Genomic DNA, 19,466 nt, shown 5'->3' on the forward strand with positions numbered 1-19,466 from the left:
GATAAAAATGGGAATCACCTTTAAAACTGCAGATTCTGCCTAAATTAGGCTGTCAAATTAGGGGGGCTGGCGGTTTTATGGATTACGCAACCTAAAGAAATGCGAACACACTTGCTCCTATTTGACATAGAAAAGCTGGAACAGCTTGTGCTGTACTAAATCGTCTTAATCGTTGTCTTCAACATGTGGAGGCTCTGGGCGTGAATGTTGACTTACAGGCAAGAAAAAAACAAAAGCTCTTTTAAGGTTAACAACAGCATAAAACCATTACCAGCGATGGAGGGATTACCAGCGATGGAGGGGATAAGATGTACTGGCTTCTTCCTAAGCGTGCTTGTGATTGAGTTTGTAAGAGAAGATTGGCTTGGTAAAGTTTTTACACTGTCACGGGACACGGTGGTAAAGAGGGAGACAGATTACTCAATTGGAGGATTGCGTTATTGAACTGGAAAATTGTTGAGAGCAAGGAAAATCCTTGTTTTTTAAAGGTTTATTAACGATAATTCTTATGGGCTCTTGACTTTTCTTAACTTTGTGTTAAATAAATTCTGGTATTCATTTTGGTGCTTCTGAGATGTCTTGAGTGCTTCTAGAACGCTTAACAATTTTGAAAACTATTTAAATGGTTTTCTCTAGAGGTTTGTTCTTAAAAGACGGACCTTTTTTTTATTTCCTTTTTAGATGTTTTCTTTTCAGTGTGAAGTTTCTATCCTAGAAAAGGGGGAAGTGTTTTGACAATGTTTCTTGGTGATGAAACAATGTCGACTTGAGTAAGGATACTTTATCATTGGGAATATGCCAAATCATTGAGGATATGCTAGGGGAAAAAGTGCAAAAGTTCTCCCATGTCCTGTTTTCCATATCCCATTTTTTTCGCGTGAAGCAATTTACATGATCTGTGTCTGTCACAAAAAATACTGCTTGTGAAGAAAAACGCTTAAAAAAACTGTAAAAATGCTTCTTCAGAATTCTTCAATTGTTCAGATTTAGCCTTTGCTAAAATTTGGCTGTAAAGCTTTGTGTTGGTCAATGTGATCATGAGCCGTGCGATGATAAGTCGTGCGATGATAAGTCGTGCGATGATAAGTCGTGCGATAATGAACCGGTTTTGTCTTTAATAATGAGCGTAAAAAATGGGGGGAGTTTAAGTGAGAATGAGGGATGAGATTTTAAAGGAGTTTTTTTAAATATTATTGTGTTATGCATTTTGCACAGAGATTTTTTTAAAACTGTAAAAGCGTAAAAATGTGGAGCCGTAAAAAGGATAAAGGAAAGTTTTGCGGTGTGGAGGCTTTTATGTGTTGTTTATGCCTCGTGTATGTTTTTTGGGGGGATGGGGTGTGTTGGAGCGTGGTTTAGGCTTTTTTTGATCCTATCCATACGGTAAAACACCATTTTGGGGAGCTGGTGATATAAGGCTTGTGGCATGGTGTGGCGTGAGAGGATTGGAGGCAAGAGACAATGGAGCGATAGGTTTGGGATAAAGAGCGCTGTTGGGGCATAGGGTATGACGAGGAGAATGAAGGGATAAGTTAGAATGAAGAGCGATGTTAAGTGTAGGGGGTGATGGGAGAAGGGACGAGGGAGTGTGGCGTGGAGGAGGAAAAGGCGGTGGTATGGATGAGAGTTGCTGTAACGAGATGCGTGAAAAATAGCGTGAAGGAATGCGATTTGTCTATTGTATCTGATGAAGCAGTGTCGTTTGAAGGAGGATTTAACGATAGGTTGGTGCGGGGTAAGCTTCGATGAAGTGGGAGGCATTGGGTTAAGAGGCTAGATTGTTGTTTATAGAGCGCTGCGAGGTACTCCTTTTGTCCTTTGTTTTTTTTATTTTTTTAGAAGGAGGCAGAGGTGGTTGGCAAGTTTCATTGGCCATTTTCAGTAAAAGCGTAAAAATGTAGAACCGTAAAAGGGGAAGTTTTAGGGTGTGTGGAGGTATGTGTTGGGGGGATATTGGGGGCGTGGTTTGGGTTTTTATTATCCTTTTATGCCGTAAAACACTGTGCTTTGAGGGGGCGGTGATATAAGATATGGGAAATGTTAAGCAGGAGAAATGTTGTGCAATGCGTCTCGTGACGAATTCTCTTGCCAATTGAAATATCAATGAAATGCGGATTTTTGGTAAAACGTGGATTTTTGGTTTGCACTTTAAGCCCCTGCCTAGTGCGAGCGTCCTCGCGTTGGTATTCCGAGAGTAACAAGTACTGAATCCGAGTCAGCTTTTTGCTTTTAGTGCGGTCGAGCACCTGGACAGTGCAAAATCTCCCGGAATTCCAGGATACCCACAAAAATGGGTTTAATTGTACGCTCCGGTTTAGGGCTTTTAGTTCCCTCTTGAGCGGTGCGTAGATGATCAAAAACACATGCTTATCAATAAAGGAATTGCAAAAGATTGGCAAGAAAAATGAAAACATTTAGACAATGCAACCATTTTGGGGAAATCATTTTGGAGATCTCAATAATTACCCTATCATGCTGTAAAAAAATAACTCTTTTTATGGGGTAAAAATGCTCTTTGATGTTGGATTATAGATTGATCCATATAGGTATTTTTTGTGTGTGCGTGGTGAATAGTTTAAGGGTAGGCTTGCTTGGTGCTTTTTTTGCAATAGGGGGCCTTTGAGGAGGAAGATAGGCACGCCGTGCGGGGTAAGAAGCTTTGTTGTTATTTTCAGGCCTTATTTACTTCTAGTGGTGCGGAGTGGAAATTCTGTGTCTTTTAAGGGCGTTTTTTTTAAGATGAGGCGGCGGCAGTGAGTGGCAAGTTTTATGCTTTAGGAGACTTTTTTAAGAAAGGGGAGCGGTGGTGGCTGGCAATGGCTGTTTTTTTCAGTAAAACTGGTAAAGCGTAAAAACGTATAGACGTAAAAGAGAAGAGGAAGTTTTTAGGGTGTGAAGGCTTTTATGTGTTGTTTATGCGTCGTGTGTGCTTTGGGGGGAGGCTTTTATTATGGTGTGGAATGGGGGAAAATTGGAGGGAAGAGGCTTGTGAATGGAGAGAGTAAGTTGCGGTAAGATGATGTATTGGGGGTGTTGATGGGAGAGGGAAGCACGAAAGGAGGAGGGCGTGTTGAGAGTATGGAGAGGGAAAAGTTTGGGTATTGAGCGTTATTTCTTGTTACGCTGAAAGAAAAATCATCTTAAAAAATGAGCAGAAATTGGTGGATAAAATGGCTGGGAAGAAGTTTTTATGCTCAGAGTCTGGGGTGGTTTTTTGAGAACATAAGAGAGAAAACTTGAAAAACCTTTCCCTTTTTGTGCAATTTTTATTCACAAATTCGAGAAAATAGGGTATGAACGCTGAAAAATAATGCACTGTAAAGGAAATAATGGTTTATGTCAAAAGAAGAAGTTTTAGAATTTTCTGGTATCGTTACTGAACTCTTACCCAATGCGATGTTTCGTGTGAAACTGGAAAATGATCATGAAATTATTGCACATACTGCTGGAAGAATGCGAAAAAATCGTATTCGGGTGTTGGTGGGTGATAAAATCATGGTGGAAATGACCCCTTATGATTTGACCAAAGGACGCATTACATACCGTTATAAGTAATTGCATGTTTAAGAAATTGCATGGAATGGTTTGTGCTTTTGTATAAAAAGTTACAATATTATTTCTGTTGTTTTTCGTAAACTTTGCGGGCGTTTTCAATACATGAAAAAAGGCGAAGATTTATCATGACCTTGAAAAAATGTAAAATCAGTGCATAAAAAGAATAAGGAGATCAAGGGCACAATGGGGTAAGAGAAAAGCCAATTGTTACAAGGGGTAGAAATGAAAATTATAAGAGAATGGGGGAAAAAACATTTGGCAGAAACTCTTGGAAGAAAAATTCATTTGGGGGAAGAAATTCATTTGGTGCTTGCCTCCGCTTCACCACGGCGTTTAATGCTCTTAGCGCAAATGGGTATTGAGCCGCAGCAGGTTTATGCAAGCGATATTGATGAAACACCAAAATTAAAAGAACATCCCGCAAACCTTGCCAAACGTTTGGCAAAAGAAAAAGCGCTCAAAGCACAAGAGAATTTGCATTGGTACACGCAAAAGATCCAAGAAAATAAAAATCTCCAAGAAAAATTGCAGAAAGAAAAATTGCAGGACGTTCAAAGAAAATTGCCTGGGCAGAAAATGATTATTTTGGCCGCAGATACGGTGGTGGCTGTGGGGCGCACTATTCTTCCAAAACCAGAAGGTGAGGATGAGGCTTATGAATGTTTACGATACCTTTCTGGACGGGCACACAAGGTTTATGGCGCCATTTGTGCTTTAAATGAACAGGGAAAAATAACTGTAAAATTGGTTGAAAGCCGTGTTCGTTTTAGACGTTTAACCTCTTCCATGATGAAGGCTTATCTTGCTTCAGGAGAATGGCAAGGAAAAGCCGGTGGCTACGCTATCCAAGGAAAAGCTGGGGCTTTTGTGGTCTATATCGCTGGATCTTACTCCAATGTCGTGGGATTGCCTTTGGCTGAAACAGCCGATCTCTTGACTGCTTATCATTATCCACTTTACACTCAGTGGATTGAAGAAATGCAGTAGAGAAATTTTAAGGCAAGAGCTATGCAGGGTAAAAGGTAGCAAAAAAATACCCAAAAGTGCAAAGCGAAAATTAAATAAAGAAAAATGAAAAAATAGGAACAGAAGAAAATTTAATGAAAGAGGAAAAAAAACAGCTCTCTCAAAGTCAAGAGAAGCTCTGTAGCCAAAAAGAACGCTCTGAGCTAAAAGAGACAAATGTGCTCCAAGAGTCTCGTCCTCCGCATCCTTGTCCTATTTGTGGTAAGATGTCACAAAAGTCTGCTTATCCTTTTTGTTCTCCCCGATGCCGCGCTATTGATCTTAATCGCTGGCTTTCAGGTTCTTATATCTTACCACCCCCACCACAGGTTAGTGATGAAGAAGAATAAAGGAGAGAATCGACGGTGGAGCTTGCGCAAGCTTTGCGTTTTGAGGTGAAATAGCTTGCGTAAACTTTGTGGATTGAAGCGGAATGCTGCTTAAGCTTTGCGGATTTAATTTAAAGGCAAGCTTGGGGGGAAAGCGGTGAAATAAGGGGGTATTCTTTAAGAGACGTTGGGATGTCAGGAAAGCACTAGGTATTTGATTTGTAAGAAAATACAAGCATTTTAAGGCATGGGTGTTATCAGAAAAAAGTTGTATGATTGGGGCTGATAGCCTTTCGTATTTTTTTCCTATTTGTGGTAAGATGTCACAAAAGTCTGCTTATCCTTTTTGTTCTCCCCGATGCCGCGCTCTTGATCTTAATCGCTGGCTTTTCCACGTTCTTATATCTTACTACCTCCACCACAGGTTAGTGATGAAGAAGAATAAAGGGAGCATTCTTTAAGAGGGATATGCCTATGGTGGAGCTTGCGTGCGCTTTGTGTCTTGAGGTGGAATAGCGTGCGTAAACTTTGTGGATTGAGGCAAGGTTTTAGGGAAGAGCAGTGAAGTAAGGGGAGCTGGCTTTGGCTGAGAGAAGTTGAGATGTCGACAAAGCGCTAGGCATTTGCGTTGAGAGGGGAGATTGGGTAAAAAAGATATGGGGTTGCAAGAGAATTTTCGGAGAGTAAGGTTGGGGATGAAAAAGTTGAAGGTTCGGAAACGGTTGGAGAATGCTGCCTAAGCTCTTTGCATTTAAAAGGCAAGGTTTGGGGAAAAGTGGTGCAGTAAGGGGGGCTGTGAAGTCGGGGGGTTGGGTTTGTCTGAGAGAAGGTGGGATGTTAGGCAAGCACTAGGCATTTGAGTGCAGGGAAAGCGTAGGTATTTTAAGGCATGGGTGTTATCAGAAGAAGTTTTAGAGTTGTGTGACTGGGGGGATAGCCTTTCGTATTTTTTCTATTGGTGGTAAGATGTCACAAAAGTCTGCTTATCCTTTTTGTTCTCCCCGATGCCGCGCTCTTGATCTTAATCGCTGGCTTTTCCAAGTTCTTATATCTTACCACCCCCACCACAGGTTCGTGATGAAGAAGAATAAAGGGAGCATTCTTTAAGAGGGATATGCCTATGGTGGAGGGCGTGCGTTTTGAAGCGGGATGCTGCTTTAGCTTTGCGGATTGAATTTAAAAGCAGGCTTAGGGAGAAAGCAGTGAAGTAAGGGGCTTGAGTTTGTTTGAGAGAAGGTGGGATGTCGACAAAGCACTAGCATGTGCGTTGAGAAGGATGATCTGAGATAGGGCGCGCGGGGTAAATGGCTGGATTATCGTTTACAGATCTTTGTTTACAGAGCAGTGTGGGGTTTACAGAGCAGCGTGGGGGAAGGGAGATTTTATCCTTTGGAGAATTTTGTAAAGAAAGGGGGCGGTGGTGGTTTGCAAGTTTCATTGACTGTTTTCTGTGAAACTGTAAAAACGTGGAATCGTGAAAGTTAAGGGGAAGTTTTAAGGCATAGGTGATTTATGCTTTGTGCGTGCTTTGTTTATGCGTTGTGTGTCTTTTAGGGGGTGGTTAGGCTTTTGTTATCCTCTCATGCCGTAAGACACTATCCTTTGAGGGGGCGGTGATATGAGACATGGAAAAGGTTAAGCAGGGGGAGGCTGCATATATGAACACAGAATGTTTGAGGGTGCTTAATCTGAAATCAAGCACAAGATTGCCTTCTGTTTTTTGGGCTGAAGCTCTCTAAAGTTTTTCACAAGGGAAAATTCTTTTTCGCTGAACATGTATTGATCATGGTGTGAGGGATTTTTTTGAAGATCTTCTTTTGTGGCAATATCTTTTGTTAAAAGATCTGCATAAAAAAAGTTCATAGGCACTTGCAGTTTTTGAGCGATTTCCAGTAAACGCCCTACGCTTATACGGTTTAAACCTTTTTCATATTTTTGGATTTGTTGGAAACTCACACCTAAAAAGCTTCCCAATGCTTTTTGAGAAAGCCCCATAGCAATGCGCCTAAAACGAATTCTTTGGCCAATTGAAATATCAATAAAATGTGGATTTTTAAAATGTGGATCTTTGGTTTGCACTTTGCACCCCCTCCGGTTGCGAGCGCCCTCGCGTTGGTATTCCGGGAGTCTAAAAGTACTGAATCCGAGTCAGTTTTTTTGCTTTTAGTGCGGTCGAGCACCTGGACATAGCAAAAACTCCCGGAATTCCGGGATACCCACAAAAGTGGGTTTAATTGTACGCTCGGATTTAGGGCTTTTAGTTCCCTCTTGATCGCTGCGTAGACGATCAAAATATCACTTTAAGTGATAAAGGAATTTCAAAAGGTTGGCAAGAAAAAAGCGCTGTTGGGGCGTGATGCGAGGGTATGATGGGAGGAACGAGGAAGAAAATATGCATATGGATAGGGATGGTTGTGTACAAGAAGCGGTGTGTGCAAGAGTTGGTGTGACGAGATGTATGAAAAATAGTGTGAAGGAATGGGGCGTGTTTGGCTCTGTCTGATGAAGATTCTTCGTTGGAAGGGGGATTTGAAGATAGGATTGGTGCGAGGTAAGCTTCGATGAAGTGGGGGGAAGTTAGATTGTTGTTTATAGAGCGTGGGATGATTCTTTGGGGAATTTTTTAAGAAGGGGGAGTGTTCGATGTTGGTTTGCAAGTTTCATTGACTTCTTTCTTTAAATACATAAAAGCGTAAAATCGTAAAAGGTAAGGGGGTGTTCAAGGACAGGGAGGATTTATGCATTATGTGTGCTGTGGGATATGTTGCGTTTTTATTATGGCGTGGAATGGGAGTGAGAGTATCGAGGGGTGAAGAGGCTTGTGAATGGAGAGATAAGTTAGGAGATGATGCTTTGATAAATGCGTTGTTTGCTTCTGAAGAGGATTTTAGAAGGTTTGATGTTTTGAGCAGGAAAAATTCAGGCATTTGAGTTAAAGGGGAGGGTTGCAAGAGAGTTTTGGCAGAGTAAGGTTGGGGAAGGACAAATTGAAGGTTCGGAAACGGTTGGAGAATGCTGCCTAAGCTCTTTGCATTTTAAAGGCAAGGTTTGGGGAAAAGTGGTGCAGTAAGAGGGGCTGTGAAGTCGGGGGGGTGAGAGAAGGTGGGATGTCAGGAAAGCGCTAGCATGTGCGTTGAGAGGGATGATCTGAGATAGGGCGCGCGGGGTAAATGGCTGGATTATCGTTTACAGATCTTTGTTTACAGAGCAGCGTGGGGGAAGGGAGATTTTATCCTTTGGGGAATTTTTTAAGAAGGGGGAGTGTTCGATGTTAGTTTGTAAGTTTCATTGACTATTTTCTGTGAAACTGTAAAAACGTGAAATCGTGACGGTTAAGGGGAAATTTTAGGGCGTGGAAGATGTATGCTTTACTTCAATTATTCTTACCACTCTTTTAGGTATAAAGAAGAAGCTGCTGCTTTTATTGAAAAAAAGAGAAAAAGACGAAATTTGATCATAATCAAAATAAAATTCCTATTAAAAGACCTAAGAGATGAAAAGTCCCTTCTGGCTCTTTAAAGAAAAACGTGCACTTGACCACTTTAATCAACATGTTGTCGACAGTCATAGACAATATATTTCAAAAATTATATCAATCAGCCATCTTTTCAAAAGCTAAACGGCCAAAATAAAGGAAATTTTGTAAAGCAAAGCACCCCATGTAACACAAAATGCTTTGCCTCTCTCTATTTACTGATTTTGATTAACAGGGCACGACATAAATTTTATTCCCCCCTGTTGTCCCGGATTAAGATACGAACATCCTTTCCCCAATCCCATATCTTTAAGAAGTGGGAGATACTGCTCTCGAACTTGAAATCTGTTCGGATTATATGTAAACATGTTATATCTTTCAGGAGCAATTATTGAATCAAGTACCTTTTTTTGTAATACTCGGATTGCGGATAAGAATTGGGATGTGGGGGCTACTCCTTCTGCCAAATTACTTTGTTGCATAAGTCTTTCCACTATCGCATCCGTCTGTCCCCAACTATTCCCCATCGGTAATGCATTAACCGTTACTGGGGACAATACTGAAAAAAAGACAGAAAATAGAGCCGCTATTAAAGTAATACCTTTCATGAGATAAATTTCCTTATAAAAATTAAAATTTACAAATGCTTTTGCTCTTACAATAAGGCAAATACACATTTTGATAAAAATCAATTCACACGCTTTGGTTATAATAGTCAACAAATAAATTATGCTTTGGGGGATTCTTTAAAAGATGAGGGATTGTTCGGTGGTGAATGGTAAGTTTTGTTCTTTAGAGGCATTTTTTAAAGAAAGGGGGAGGCGGGTAGTAAGTTTCATTGACTGTTTTCTGTGAAACTGTAAAAACGTGAAAATGTGGAGCCGTAAAAAGTAAGAAGAAATTTTAGGATGTGGAGAATTGATGCGTTGTGGAGGCTTTAGGGCATGGTTTAGGCTTGTGGCATGGTGTGGGGTGAGAAAGCTGAACAGTAAAGAGCCCTGTGAATGGAGGGATAAGTTAGGGTGGAAAAGTAAAATTCCCCTTAAAGAACAAAGTCTCTTTCAAAATGAAAGCACCATTTTATCTAGAATGAAATCATCAGGAAAAATAATCAGAGTGTAAAAAAATAATCCCCCCCTTCATTTCTGTTCAAATAGAGGGGAGGAATTGTGTATCTTTCAAGACGGAAAAAAATTAATTGGTTTTCATAACTTTCCAAGTTTTCCCATCAGACATATACATGATCTTTTGTCCTTGAGTGATTTTTCGTGTGCTGTTGTTAACGTGAAGTGTAGAACTGAAATGTGCTTGATGATCTATAAAGATTGATTTATCCTTGAATAAATCAGGAGATGGAAAAGAGATCTTGGGTGTCCAAGAGCCATTTTTTAAATAGATAGCAACAAGCTCTTCTTTTTTTAATACATTTGACACAGTTTGTGCAGACAGATCCTTCCCATTGGAAATGGGGACTTCCGGTGCATAAGGTGAGGCTAAACCCCCGAGGTTGCTTATACTATTCATGCAAGAACCAAAGTCACATGATACTTGCACGACGTAAGAATCTTTACACTTTCCTTGAGCAGAAGCACGCAGTGTTGCGGCGACTCTCTGATTGTTTTTGAAGCCTATAGGAGTAAAAAAGGTGGAACTTTGCGGACTTAATACATAACAAGAGGTAAGATGTCTCTTCCAACGAGAATGGTCTTCAACAAAACTATGTGTTTTATGAAATTCACCAAATGTGCTTGGCACTTCTATGGTACCAACGGTTGTTTGTTTCCCTGTTATAAGGTCGGTTATTATCCCTGTAACCAGATTATTCTTTTTCAAAACAGCTAATTGGTATCGGGGTCCCATCTTCCAAGGATATTTAATTTCACAGCGTACTCCGGAGCCCTTATGGGTAAGATGCTGACAATTATTACCCTTCCATCCCGTTGCATTCAAAATAGAAAAGTGAACGGTGTTGCTGCCTCTGTTGAATAAACCAATATGGCCACGGTTTCCATTTTTGAACTGAAATTCATTTCCCCAGAAATAGATGCTATCAGATCCACCATCATAGGTTATTTGCTGATAGAAATAAACTTCATCGAGTAATGTACCCTCAAACCATGTGTGCTCCATCGTGACAACTTTTCCAGCAAAAACGGCATAGCATGGCTTACTCATCAGAAAAAATACAAGTATTAAGAGTATCTTTTTAATGTTACAGTACATATTTAACCTCCTTTCAGTTAAGTTATTCAATATGATTCTGCGAATAAAAATGTATTTAATATTTTTAAAAGAAACAATATGAAGAATACTTTTTGATTTCTATATTTAATTATATGTTTTAAATACATGATATTATTTAAAACAAAATGTGTATTTACATGGTGCTTTTTGTTATGCAAAATTAATTTTGAGTAAGAGGCCGTAGGGGAAGCAAGCTCTTGGCTCATAGAGCTTGTGTTGGGAGGATTTTGATGGTGATGTTTGGGGCGTCCATAGGTGGCGTTTGGGGAATTTTGGGGGCATTTTGGGGGAATTTATAGAATTTATAGAAGAGTTGCAGTTTTTATTTAAAAATAACAGTGCGCCTTTTTTCCCCTCTTGCTATGGGGCTGTTGAAAACCCATATTCCTTTTAGCACGATAGTTCTTCACACTGCTGGCAGTGTTTGTGGGCGGTGCACTTCCTTGCCTTAGTGCCTGGGGGATGCTCAAAGAGCGGTGGTGCAAGAAAGGAAAAAAAATGAACTTGGAAAAATACAGCGAACGCGTGCAAGGGTTTTTACAATCAGCACAAAATAATGCTCTGGCTTCTGATCATCAGCAGTTTATGCCCGAACATGTCTTGAAAGTCTTATTAGATGATGCTCAAGGATTGGCCGCGTCGCTTATTCAAAAAGCAGGGGGCGATCTTAAGCTTATTCAAACGACACTTAAAGAAGCGCTTGAGGCTTTGCCAAAAGTGCAGGGTGGAAATGGACAACTTTATCTCTCGCAGCCGGTGGCAAAAGTTTTCGCGCGGGCAGAAGAGCTTGCACAAAAAGCCGGTGACCAATTTGTCACTGTGGAGCGCGTTTTGCAAGCGCTGTTGATGGAAAAGTCCGCAAAAACAGCCGATATTCTCACAAAAGCGGGCTTGACCCCGCAAGCGCTTAATCAAGCTATTAATGATCTGGGCAAAGGAAAAACAGCAACAAGTCCTCATGCTGAAGGTCAATATGATGCCTTGCAAAAATATGCTCGTGATCTCACAAAAGATGCACGCGAGGGAAAACTCGACCCTGTCATTGGGCGAGAAGAAGAAATTCGACGCACCATTCAGGTGCTTTCACGGCGCACGAAAAATAATCCCGTCCTAATCGGGGAGCCCGGCGTGGGAAAAACCGCTATCGTGGAAGGATTGGCACTGCGCATTATCAATGGCGATGTTCCAGAAACTTTGCGCGATAAAAAACTCTATGCCTTGGATATGGGGGCACTTATTGCGGGTGCAAAATATCGTGGAGAATTCGAAGAACGTCTCAAAGCTGTGCTGGCAGAAGTGCAAGCCGAAAATGGACAGATTATTCTTTTTATTGATGAATTGCATAATCTTGTGGGGGCTGGGAAATCTGATGGTCCCATGGATGCTTCAAACCTCTTAAAACCCGCTTTGGCGCGTGGAGAGCTTCATTGTGTGGGCGCAACAACTTTGGATGAATACCGCAAATATGTCGAAAAAGATGCCGCTCTTGCGCGTCGTTTTCAACCGGTCTTTGTGCCCGAGCCCTCTTTGGAAGATACCATTTCTATTTTGCGTGGGATTAAAGAAAAATACGAACAACACCACAAAGTGCGTTTGGCAGACAGTGCTTTGATTGCCGCAGCAAGGTTATCTGATCGTTATATTACCGATCGTTTTTTGCCGGATAAAGCCATTGATCTCATTGATGAAGCCGCTGCACGCTTGCGTATGCAGGTGGATTCAAAACCAGAAGAACTCGATGCGCTGGATCGGCGTATTTTACAGTTGAAAATCGAACGGGAAGCCTTGAAAACGGATGTTGAGCCTACAGCAAAAGAACGTTTGAAAAATGTGCAGGAAGAGCTCAAAACATTGGAACAACAGTCTGCTGAAATGACAACGGCTTGGCAGGCTGAAAAACAAAAATTAGGCCATGCTGCTGATTTGAAAAAACAACTCGAAGAAGCACGCAATGCCTTGGCGATTGCACAGCGTGATGGACAATTCCAAAAAGCGGGAGAGTTGGCTTATAGTGTTATTCCGGAACTCGAAAAACAATTGACTTTAGCGGAAAATGACGATCAACAAAATCATCTCGTGGAAGAAACGGTAACCGCAGAGCATGTCGCGCGGATTGTTTCACGCTGGACGGGCATCCCTGTTGATCGGATGTTAGAGGCTGAACGCGAGGCACTCTTGCGTATGGAAGATGAAATTGCAACCCGTGTTGTAGGACAAGGCGAAGCGGTGCAAGCGGTGGCACGGGCTGTCCGGCGCGCGCGGGCTGGGTTGCAAGACCCCAATCGTCCACTGGGTTCTTTCATGTTTTTGGGCCCTACCGGTGTGGGAAAAACCGAACTCACCAAAGCACTGGCGGCTTTTCTCTTCCAAGATGCTAATGCCATGTTGCGGATTGATATGTCAGAATATATGGAAAAACATGCCGGTGCACGCCTCATTGGAGCACCGCCTGGATATGTCGGCTATGAAGAAGGCGGCGTGCTCACAGAGGCTGTACGCAGAAGACCTTATCAAGTTATTCTCTTTGATGAAATTGAAAAGGCACATCCGGATATCTTTAATTTGTTGCTGCAAGTGTTGGATGAAGGGCGCTTGACCGATAGTCAGGGAAGAACGGTTGATTTTCGTAATACTTTGTTGATTATGACTTCCAATCTTGGGGCTGAATTTTTAACCGCTTTGCCGGAAGGACAAATGGTTGATCAAGCTAAAGACGATGTCATGAATGTTGTAAAAGCGGCTTTCCGTCCAGAGTTTTTAAACCGTATTGATGAGATTATTCTTTTTCAACGGTTGCAACGAAAAGACATGGAGGCCATTGTTGATATTCAGATACAACATTTGCAAAATTTGCTCAATGAACGCAATATAACCTTGCATATTGAACCAGAAGTACGAGAATTCCTTGCTGATAAAGGCTATGATCCCCTTTATGGCGCCCGCCCGTTGAAACGAATTATCCAAAAGGAAATTCAAGATCCTTTGGCAGAAAAAATCTTGTTTGGAGAAATTCACGACGAGATGGCTGTGACAGTGACAAAACAAGGTGATCGCTTAGCGTTTTTGCCTGAAAAGTAGGCTTTGAGACAGTGCGTGGGTGAGAGGGTGGTCACAGAAAAGCCGTCTGTGATCCTTGCAAAGTCAAGGTGAGTGGTTGGTGTTTTAAAACCGATTATTCTTTTGTGGCTACAACGATCAAAAGATAATAGAGGCAATTGTTGATATTCAGATACACCCTTTGAAAATTTACTCAATGAACGCAACATAACCTTGCCTATCGAACCCAGAGTGCGAGAATTCCTTGCTGATAAAGGCCTCTTTATGGAGCACGCCCGCTGAAACGGATTATCCAAAAGGAAATTCAAGATCCTTTGGCAGAAAAAATCTTGTTTGGAGAAATTCACGACGAGATGGCTGTGACAGTGACAAAACAAGGTGATCGCTTAGCGTTTTTGCCTGAAAAGTAGGCTTTGAGACAGTGCGCGGGTGAGAGGGTGGTCACAGAAAAGCCGTCTGTGATCCTTGCAAAGTCAAGGTGAGTGGTTGGTGTTTTTGCCTTCAACATAGGTTCGAGGAAAATTTCATGGTATCAAAAGGTGGCGATAAGCTTCTTATGCCATAAAATACCGTTGTTTGAGGGGCGCTTAGGTGTGTTGATTTGCATGTGTGGTTGGTAGAAAAATTTGCTGGCTATGAGAGGTTGGATTCTTGATAGAGAAGTGTGCGGACTGGGAGGAAAGTTTTATTGAGCTAAAGTCTGCAAATCTGTAAAAGCGTAAAAACGTGTATCTGTAAAAAAGAAAGGAGAACTTTTCTCCTTTGGGGGCATTTTTTAAAGAAAGGGGGCGGTGGTGGTGGGCAAGTTTTATTGGTTGCTTTTTTAGGCAAGACGTAAAAACGTGAAATCGTAAAAGGCAAGGAGCAGTTTTAGAATATGGGGAAGGAGGTGAGATCATTGTTTACGGAGTGCAGGGTAGTCCTTTGGGGGATTTTAAAAAAATGAGGGATTGTTCAGTGGTGGTTTGTACATTTTCTTTGCAACTTTCAGTAAAGCTGTAAAAACGTAAAAATGTGGAATCGTGAAAATCAAGGGGAAGTTTTAGGGCGTGGGGGGATGCGTTGTGGTAGCGTTGTGCGCGCTTTGGGGCGTGGTTGGGGGGGGTGGTTTTTATAATCATGAGGAGTTGAGCATTATATTTGTCGCGCCCTGTTGTGTCATATGACACATGAAGGGGGATGTTGTGAAATGGGGAAGGCTGTAAGACATATTCTTACAAGCGCGTGAATATGCAACACAATGACGTTTTATTTTGTGCTTTATATTTTGGGCGTTGTGGTTGTATGAGAGAGAGGAGCACAAAAAAGAATGATATGAAAAGATAAAAATAAAAGATAAAAACTTGACAAGGTCAATGTAAAAAGATATCATTATGACATAATCGGAATTGTAGCTCTCAATCAGATCGAGCTCTTGGTAAAAGCCGTAAGGGTCCCAGCCGTAAAGGTCCTATAGGTGGGAGTTCCGTAAATAAAACTCCATAAAATAGGTAGAAAAAACATAAAATCTGTTGAGCTATGGCCGTAAAGTCTCCTGTAAAGTCCATTGAAACATAAAAGTTCATTGAAGAGATAATGAAAGATAATGGTTGGAAAAATGATGTGGTGGGGATCATTCAGGGTGACATTGAGGGGGATTAAGCTTTCCAAGATTTTGCTGTTTGTTGCTTCCTAAATTTTGCTGTTTGTTATTTTATGAGTGCGTCAAGGTTTTGTCATTTGAAATGGCGTGATATCCTGTTGTGCTGTAAAGCATATTGTTTGGGGTGTGGTGATTTAAATTTAGCAGGGGAATTGGCCTAGGCAAGAAATTGGAGTGTTGAGGGACCAGTGTTTATCTTATCATGCCGTAAAACACCGTCGTCTAAGGCGGTGATATCAGGCATGGAAAAGTTTGAGGGCGGGGGTATTTTTTACGACCGATTGCGAATTTCTTTGCTGTTTAAGCAAGGATATAGGATGTGTAAGACCTACTTCTTCATCATTTTTTAGATGATGAGCGTTTTTCTGCTTTAAAATTTTACTGTAAAATACTGCTCTCTGAAGGATGATGATTGTGGAGCAATGTAAATTTAAAGGTCCTTGTTGTGAGAGTGGCAGGTGAATATTTAAAGGGCAAGATTGGCAAGTTTGAAAAAACACCATGCTTGTGAAGGTGTGGTGATCTGCAGTCAACAGAGGAAACTTGCTTTAAGAGAAGCTGGAATGTTGCTGACCAGTGTTTACTGAGCAGCGCAGGGGGGGGAGCCTTTTATTTGGCTGCTTTCTCGTCAAGATGGTAAAGCGTAAAGGCGTGGATCTGTAAAAATCAGGTGCGGAATTTCAGCTTTGTAGGGGGCTTAATCAGAAATTAACCACAAAATTGCCTTTTGTTTTTTCGGCTGAAGCTCTCTAAAATTTTTTACAAGGGTTTGTTCCTTTTCGCTGTAGGTTTCTTGATCAGCGTATGATGGATTGTCTTTTGTGGAAATATCTGCTGTGACAAGATGAGCATAAAAGAAGGTAATAGGAACCTTCAGCAGGTTGGCAATTTCTTGTAAACGCCCTGCGCTTACACGGTTCAAACCTTTTTCATATTTTTGAATTTGTTGGAAACTGACACCTAAAGAGTTTCCTAATGCTTTTTGAGAAAGCCCCATTGTAACTCTTCTGTGACGAATTCTTTTACCAATCGAAATGTCATTAAAACGTGAATTTTTAGTTTGAAAATGTGGATTTTTGGTTTGCACTTTGTGCCCCCTCCGGTCGCGAGCGCCCTCGCATTGGTATTCCGGGAGGTTGAAAATACTGAACTCGAATCAGCTTTTTTGCTTTTAGTGCTGGTAAGCACTTGGACATAGCAAAAACTCCCGGAACTCCGGGATACCCGCAAAGCGGGGCAAATTCATGTACGAGTTTTCGGGTTTTCAACTCCCTATTTGACCGTTGCGTGGACGATCAAAAACACGTGTTTATCAATAAAGTACTTTCAAAAGGTTGGCAAGAAAAATTAAAACTTTGCTCTTATACTGTAAGAGTGTCGTTTGAGGAGCGGGGGATAGGCAGGTGTGTAAATTTAAAGGTCCTTTTTGTAAGAGTGACTGGTGAATAGTTTAGAGGTGGGCTTGCTTGGCGTGTTTTTTGAAGTACTGAACTTTGAGGGGGATTGGACGGCAGGGACGTGGGGCAAGAAGTTGGGTGGTTGTTTATAGAGTGCTGCGGGGTGGTTTTTTGGGGGATTGTTTACTGAGCAGCGCGCGGGGCTTATTTCTGTGAAAATGGTAAAGCGTAAAGATGGTAAAGCGTAAAGGCGTGGATCTGTAAAAATCAGATGCGGAATTTCGGCTTTATGGGGGCTTAATCAGAAATTAACCATAAGGGGGGAGTTTCTAGAGAAGAAGCTGGACTTTTTGACAGACCGGCGTTGGGTGGAATCCTCGTCCTTTGAGGTGATAGCCCTTGAGACGAGGGGTGGAGGTCAAAATTCTGGTGATTAAATCAGATTTAAGGATTTTTAATCCAGTGGACAAACACGAATAATATGGCCGTCGGGATCTTTGATGAGGAAGGTACGTCCAAATACGTCTGTATATGGTTCTTTCAAGACATTCATCTCAACGGTGGTTTGCTCTTGCCATTCCGCATAGAGTTTATCTACATCCTCTCCGTGAGGCAACATAATGCCGATTTCTGAAAAACGAGGCACATTTTCCTGAGGCGCATCGCCTCCAGACCAGAGTGCAAAAAGTGCATCACCTGAAGAAGCAAAGGCAACATAGCGTGGCGAGATGAACACAGGCTCTTTTTTGAAGATGAATTTGTAAAAAGCGGTAGAATGCTCTACGTTTGATACGTATATCAACTGTAGGTTTGGGGTAACAGAATAGCTAGAGATATTACTCATAAATTCCTCCTGATTGAGTAGCAGTTGCTTGATGTGATATACCTCTATAGGGGATATTTCAATAAGAGTTTGTGAGGCTTCTGTTCGCGGGGTGCTCTCTTTATCCTATCATGTTGTAAAACACATGCTTTTGAGGGGGCGTGATGTCAGGCATGGAGAACTTTGAGGGAGAGGGATTCAAACTCAGCAGGGGAATTTACGAGGCAAAAAGTAGGATTGTTTCAGACTCGTGTTTACAGAGCAGTGCGAGGTGGTAAGCCTTTTGTTTGCTGCGCTTTAGTTAAGATAGAAAAGCGTAAAGGCGTGGATCTGTAAAAATCAGATGCGGAATTTCGGCTTTGTAGGGGATTTTTCCTAATCAGAAATTAACCATAAGGGGGAAGTTTCTAGAGAAGAAGCTGGACTTTTTGACAGACCGGCGTTGGGTGGAATCCTCGTCCTTTGAGGTGAGGGGTGGCGATCATTTTTCTATGTCATGGGATTGATTTTTTTGATTGAAAAGGAAGCATAAGAATGGCTGAGAAACCTTGTCTTCCCTTAACTCGAAGAGGGCGGAAAAAAGGAACGATGAATAAAACAACAAAGCGGTTTAATGAAGCCTTACTGACAGCGGCAGAACAGGCTGGATCTCAGTATGGTGAGGATGGATTGGTCTCTTATCTGCAATATCATGCCCTGAATAATCCCGTGCCTTTTTTTTCGCTGCTGGCAAAAGTTTTGCCTCTTCAAGTAACGGGAGAAAGCGATATCAAAACAATCTCGCGGATCGAGATCGTACCGGTGAAGTCAAAAAAGACCCAATCGAAGAAACATAATCCTGAAGCGTGATCATGCGGAAATGCAAGCGGGTGATCGTGGAAAATGAGTTAGATGAGGACAGGGATGTGGAATGTCGTCTCAGGGGCTTTGATGGATGATACCTAAAGCGTGGATTGGAGGAGCTTTGGTGCATGGTTTGGTGGAGCATGTATGAAGCTAAGGTTATCTGTGCTTTTGTGATGGGCTCGTGATGTTTCAAGAGTTTTGGTGAAGGGGGCCGTGAGGGCTTCCGTGTGTTGGAGGGGTTTTTGCGTGTTGGGGCGTGAGAGCACGGCTTTTATGAGTTAGCCGTGTTGAGATCTTATCTTTGAAGGACCTTGAGGGGCGACAAATGTGAGGCTTGAGCAATCCTTTTAGGAAACCCCTTTTGGGGGAAATCCTTTTAGGGCGCTTTGTCCTAAGGGGTGTGATGTTGCCAGATGGTTTGCTTTGCTTTTCGTAAGGGAATGCTGAAATGGGGGCGGATACCGTGCTTTTGTGGGGGACAGGGGCACGGTGTCTGAGGGGGCTCTTCGTGCGCTTGGAGGAGCTTTGGTGCATGGTTTGGTGGAGCATGTATGAAGCTAAGGTTATCCGTGCTTTTGTGATGGGCGCGTGATGTTTCAAGAGTTTTTGTGAAGGGGGCCGTGAGGGCTTCCGTGTGTTGGAGAGGTTTTTGCGTGTTGGGGCGTGAGAGCACGGCTTTTATGAATTAGATGCCGTGTTGAGATCTTATCTTTGAGGGACCTTGGGGGGCGACAAGTGTGAGGCTTGAGTAATTCTTTTAGGAAACCCCTTTTGGGGGAAACCCTTTTGGGGGAAATCCTTTTAGGGCACTTTGTTCTAAGGGGTGTGATGTTGCCAGATGGTCTGCTTTGCTTTTCGTAAGGGAATGGTGAAATGGGGGCGGATACCGTGCTTTTGTGGGGGACAGGGGCACGGTGTCTGAGGGGGGCTCTTCGTGTGCTTGGAAGAGAAGGGCTTGGGGGCATATGGTGGGGGCTTATGGTGGGGGAATTTCATGCAAACAAAGCGAAATGCGCAAAAAAGGACAATGCCCAAAGAAAGGCAATGGATTGCGTATCAGGATGAAGAGAGCGCTGTTGGGAAGAGTGTTTTT

17 protein-coding genes and 1 pseudogene are annotated in these 19,466 nt (G+C 42.1%); 13 read left to right on the forward strand and 5 right to left on the reverse strand.

The window, feature by feature from the left end:
* Window positions 1-1,593 precede the first annotated feature (1,593 nt).
* From AC6ER8_RS01920 to yacG (AC6ER8_RS01945), 6 genes are all read left to right on the forward strand, one after another.
* On the forward strand, window positions 1,594-1,749 hold the full coding sequence (locus AC6ER8_RS01920) for a hypothetical protein (RefSeq protein WP_497078888.1): 156 nt from the start codon (window positions 1,594-1,596) through the stop codon (window positions 1,747-1,749).
* A gap of 1,587 nt (window positions 1,750-3,336) precedes the next feature.
* Window positions 3,337-3,555, forward strand: coding sequence for a translation initiation factor IF-1 (gene infA, locus AC6ER8_RS01925; RefSeq protein WP_007346335.1), 219 nt, complete (start codon window positions 3,337-3,339; stop codon window positions 3,553-3,555).
* 222 nt (window positions 3,556-3,777) lie between these two features.
* Complete coding sequence (locus tag AC6ER8_RS01930) at window positions 3,778-4,542, forward strand: Maf family nucleotide pyrophosphatase (RefSeq protein ID WP_497078890.1); 765 nt, start codon at window positions 3,778-3,780, stop codon at window positions 4,540-4,542.
* 113 nt (window positions 4,543-4,655) lie between these two features.
* Window positions 4,656-4,910 (forward strand): DNA gyrase inhibitor YacG, encoded by a 255-nt coding sequence (gene yacG, locus AC6ER8_RS01935; protein WP_497078892.1) that lies wholly within the window; start codon window positions 4,656-4,658, stop codon window positions 4,908-4,910.
* A gap of 299 nt (window positions 4,911-5,209) precedes the next feature.
* Window positions 5,210-5,350 carry a DNA gyrase inhibitor YacG gene (gene yacG, locus AC6ER8_RS01940; RefSeq protein WP_497079561.1) on the forward strand — a complete coding sequence of 47 codons (141 nt, stop codon included), beginning with the start codon at window positions 5,210-5,212 and terminating at the stop codon, window positions 5,348-5,350.
* A gap of 505 nt (window positions 5,351-5,855) precedes the next feature.
* Complete coding sequence (gene yacG / locus AC6ER8_RS01945) at window positions 5,856-5,996, forward strand: DNA gyrase inhibitor YacG (RefSeq protein ID WP_497079563.1); 141 nt, start codon at window positions 5,856-5,858, stop codon at window positions 5,994-5,996.
* A 576-nt stretch (window positions 5,997-6,572) separates the two neighbouring features.
* On the opposite strand, the gene AC6ER8_RS01950 is transcribed toward yacG (AC6ER8_RS01945), so the two are convergent.
* Complete coding sequence (locus AC6ER8_RS01950) at window positions 6,573-6,968, reverse strand: helix-turn-helix domain-containing protein (RefSeq protein ID WP_497078894.1); 396 nt, start codon at window positions 6,966-6,968, stop codon at window positions 6,573-6,575.
* Window positions 6,969-7,215: 247 nt separating this feature from the next.
* On the opposite strand from AC6ER8_RS01950, the gene AC6ER8_RS01955 reads away from it, so the two are divergent.
* A complete protein-coding gene (locus AC6ER8_RS01955) occupies window positions 7,216-7,392 on the forward strand; it encodes a hypothetical protein (RefSeq protein ID WP_497078896.1) in 177 nt (58 codons plus the stop codon).
* Between the two features lie 242 nt (window positions 7,393-7,634).
* The gene (locus AC6ER8_RS01960) at window positions 7,635-7,820 is read left to right on the forward strand and encodes a hypothetical protein (protein WP_497078898.1); all 186 of its coding nucleotides are present in this window, start codon (window positions 7,635-7,637) and stop codon (window positions 7,818-7,820) included.
* Between the two features lie 759 nt (window positions 7,821-8,579).
* On the opposite strand, the gene AC6ER8_RS01965 is transcribed toward AC6ER8_RS01960, so the two are convergent.
* Entirely contained in the window at window positions 8,580-8,972 is a 393-nt protein-coding gene (locus AC6ER8_RS01965) for a hypothetical protein (protein WP_497078900.1), read from the reverse strand.
* 586 nt (window positions 8,973-9,558) lie between these two features.
* On the reverse strand, window positions 9,559-10,539 hold the full coding sequence (locus AC6ER8_RS01970) for a DUF3472 domain-containing protein (protein WP_497078902.1): 981 nt from the start codon (window positions 10,537-10,539) through the stop codon (window positions 9,559-9,561).
* A gap of 567 nt (window positions 10,540-11,106) precedes the next feature.
* On the opposite strand from AC6ER8_RS01970, the gene clpB reads away from it, so the two are divergent.
* Window positions 11,107-13,686, forward strand: a complete 2,580-nt coding sequence (clpB, locus tag AC6ER8_RS01975) for an ATP-dependent chaperone ClpB (RefSeq protein ID WP_497078904.1) — start codon at window positions 11,107-11,109, stop codon at window positions 13,684-13,686.
* A 118-nt stretch (window positions 13,687-13,804) separates the two neighbouring features.
* Window positions 13,805-14,075, forward strand: a pseudogene (locus AC6ER8_RS01980) (ClpB D2-like domain containing protein); the annotation flags it as partial.
* A 1,929-nt stretch (window positions 14,076-16,004) separates the two neighbouring features.
* Here AC6ER8_RS01980 and AC6ER8_RS01985 read toward each other — a convergent pair.
* Together AC6ER8_RS01985 and AC6ER8_RS01990 are read right to left on the reverse strand one after the other, a co-directional pair.
* Window positions 16,005-16,394 (reverse strand): helix-turn-helix domain-containing protein, encoded by a 390-nt coding sequence (locus AC6ER8_RS01985; RefSeq protein WP_497078906.1) that lies wholly within the window; start codon window positions 16,392-16,394, stop codon window positions 16,005-16,007.
* Between the two features lie 764 nt (window positions 16,395-17,158).
* Window positions 17,159-17,548: a VOC family protein gene (locus tag AC6ER8_RS01990; RefSeq protein WP_497078908.1), complete on the reverse strand. Its 390-nt coding sequence runs from the start codon at window positions 17,546-17,548 to the stop codon at window positions 17,159-17,161.
* Window positions 17,549-18,061: 513 nt separating this feature from the next.
* Between AC6ER8_RS01990 and AC6ER8_RS01995 the strand changes: the two genes are divergently transcribed.
* The 3 genes from AC6ER8_RS01995 to AC6ER8_RS02005 all read left to right on the forward strand — a co-directional run bounded on the left by AC6ER8_RS01995 (window position 18,062) and on the right by AC6ER8_RS02005 (window position 19,438).
* Window positions 18,062-18,376 (forward strand): hypothetical protein, encoded by a 315-nt coding sequence (locus AC6ER8_RS01995; protein ID WP_497074763.1) that lies wholly within the window; start codon window positions 18,062-18,064, stop codon window positions 18,374-18,376.
* A gap of 445 nt (window positions 18,377-18,821) precedes the next feature.
* A complete protein-coding gene (locus tag AC6ER8_RS02000) occupies window positions 18,822-18,965 on the forward strand; it encodes a hypothetical protein (protein WP_497078910.1) in 144 nt (47 codons plus the stop codon).
* Between the two features lie 281 nt (window positions 18,966-19,246).
* Window positions 19,247-19,438 (forward strand): hypothetical protein, encoded by a 192-nt coding sequence (locus AC6ER8_RS02005; RefSeq protein ID WP_497078912.1) that lies wholly within the window; start codon window positions 19,247-19,249, stop codon window positions 19,436-19,438.
* The last annotated feature ends 28 nt before the right edge of the window (window positions 19,439-19,466 follow it).

The sequence above is a fragment of the Bartonella sp. SL320 genome, assembly GCF_059687635.1.

What these genes read in the sequence shown, in the direction of transcription:
- infA (WP_007346335.1), top strand. Translation starts at nt 3,337, where the DNA reads ATGTCAAAAGAAGAAGTTTTAGAATTTTCTGGTATCGTTACTGAACTC.
- AC6ER8_RS01930 (WP_497078890.1), top strand. Translation starts at nt 3,778, where the DNA reads ATGAAAATTATAAGAGAATGGGGGAAAAAACATTTGGCAGAAACTCTT.
- yacG (WP_497078892.1), top strand. Translation starts at nt 4,656, where the DNA reads ATGAAAGAGGAAAAAAAACAGCTCTCTCAAAGTCAAGAGAAGCTCTGT.
- yacG (WP_497079561.1), top strand. Translation starts at nt 5,210, where the DNA reads ATGTCACAAAAGTCTGCTTATCCTTTTTGTTCTCCCCGATGCCGCGCT.
- yacG (WP_497079563.1), top strand. Translation starts at nt 5,856, where the DNA reads ATGTCACAAAAGTCTGCTTATCCTTTTTGTTCTCCCCGATGCCGCGCT.
- AC6ER8_RS01960 (WP_497078898.1), top strand. Translation starts at nt 7,635, where the DNA reads ATGTGTGCTGTGGGATATGTTGCGTTTTTATTATGGCGTGGAATGGGA.
- AC6ER8_RS01965 (WP_497078900.1), bottom strand. Translation starts at nt 8,972, where the DNA reads ATGAAAGGTATTACTTTAATAGCGGCTCTATTTTCTGTCTTTTTTTCA.
- AC6ER8_RS01970 (WP_497078902.1), bottom strand. Translation starts at nt 10,539, where the DNA reads ATGAGTAAGCCATGCTATGCCGTTTTTGCTGGAAAAGTTGTCACGATG.
- clpB (WP_497078904.1), top strand. Translation starts at nt 11,107, where the DNA reads ATGAACTTGGAAAAATACAGCGAACGCGTGCAAGGGTTTTTACAATCA.
- AC6ER8_RS01990 (WP_497078908.1), bottom strand. Translation starts at nt 17,548, where the DNA reads ATGAGTAATATCTCTAGCTATTCTGTTACCCCAAACCTACAGTTGATA.
- AC6ER8_RS01995 (WP_497074763.1), top strand. Translation starts at nt 18,062, where the DNA reads ATGGCTGAGAAACCTTGTCTTCCCTTAACTCGAAGAGGGCGGAAAAAA.
- AC6ER8_RS02000 (WP_497078910.1), top strand. Translation starts at nt 18,822, where the DNA reads ATGGGGGCGGATACCGTGCTTTTGTGGGGGACAGGGGCACGGTGTCTG.
- AC6ER8_RS02005 (WP_497078912.1), top strand. Translation starts at nt 19,247, where the DNA reads ATGGGGGCGGATACCGTGCTTTTGTGGGGGACAGGGGCACGGTGTCTG.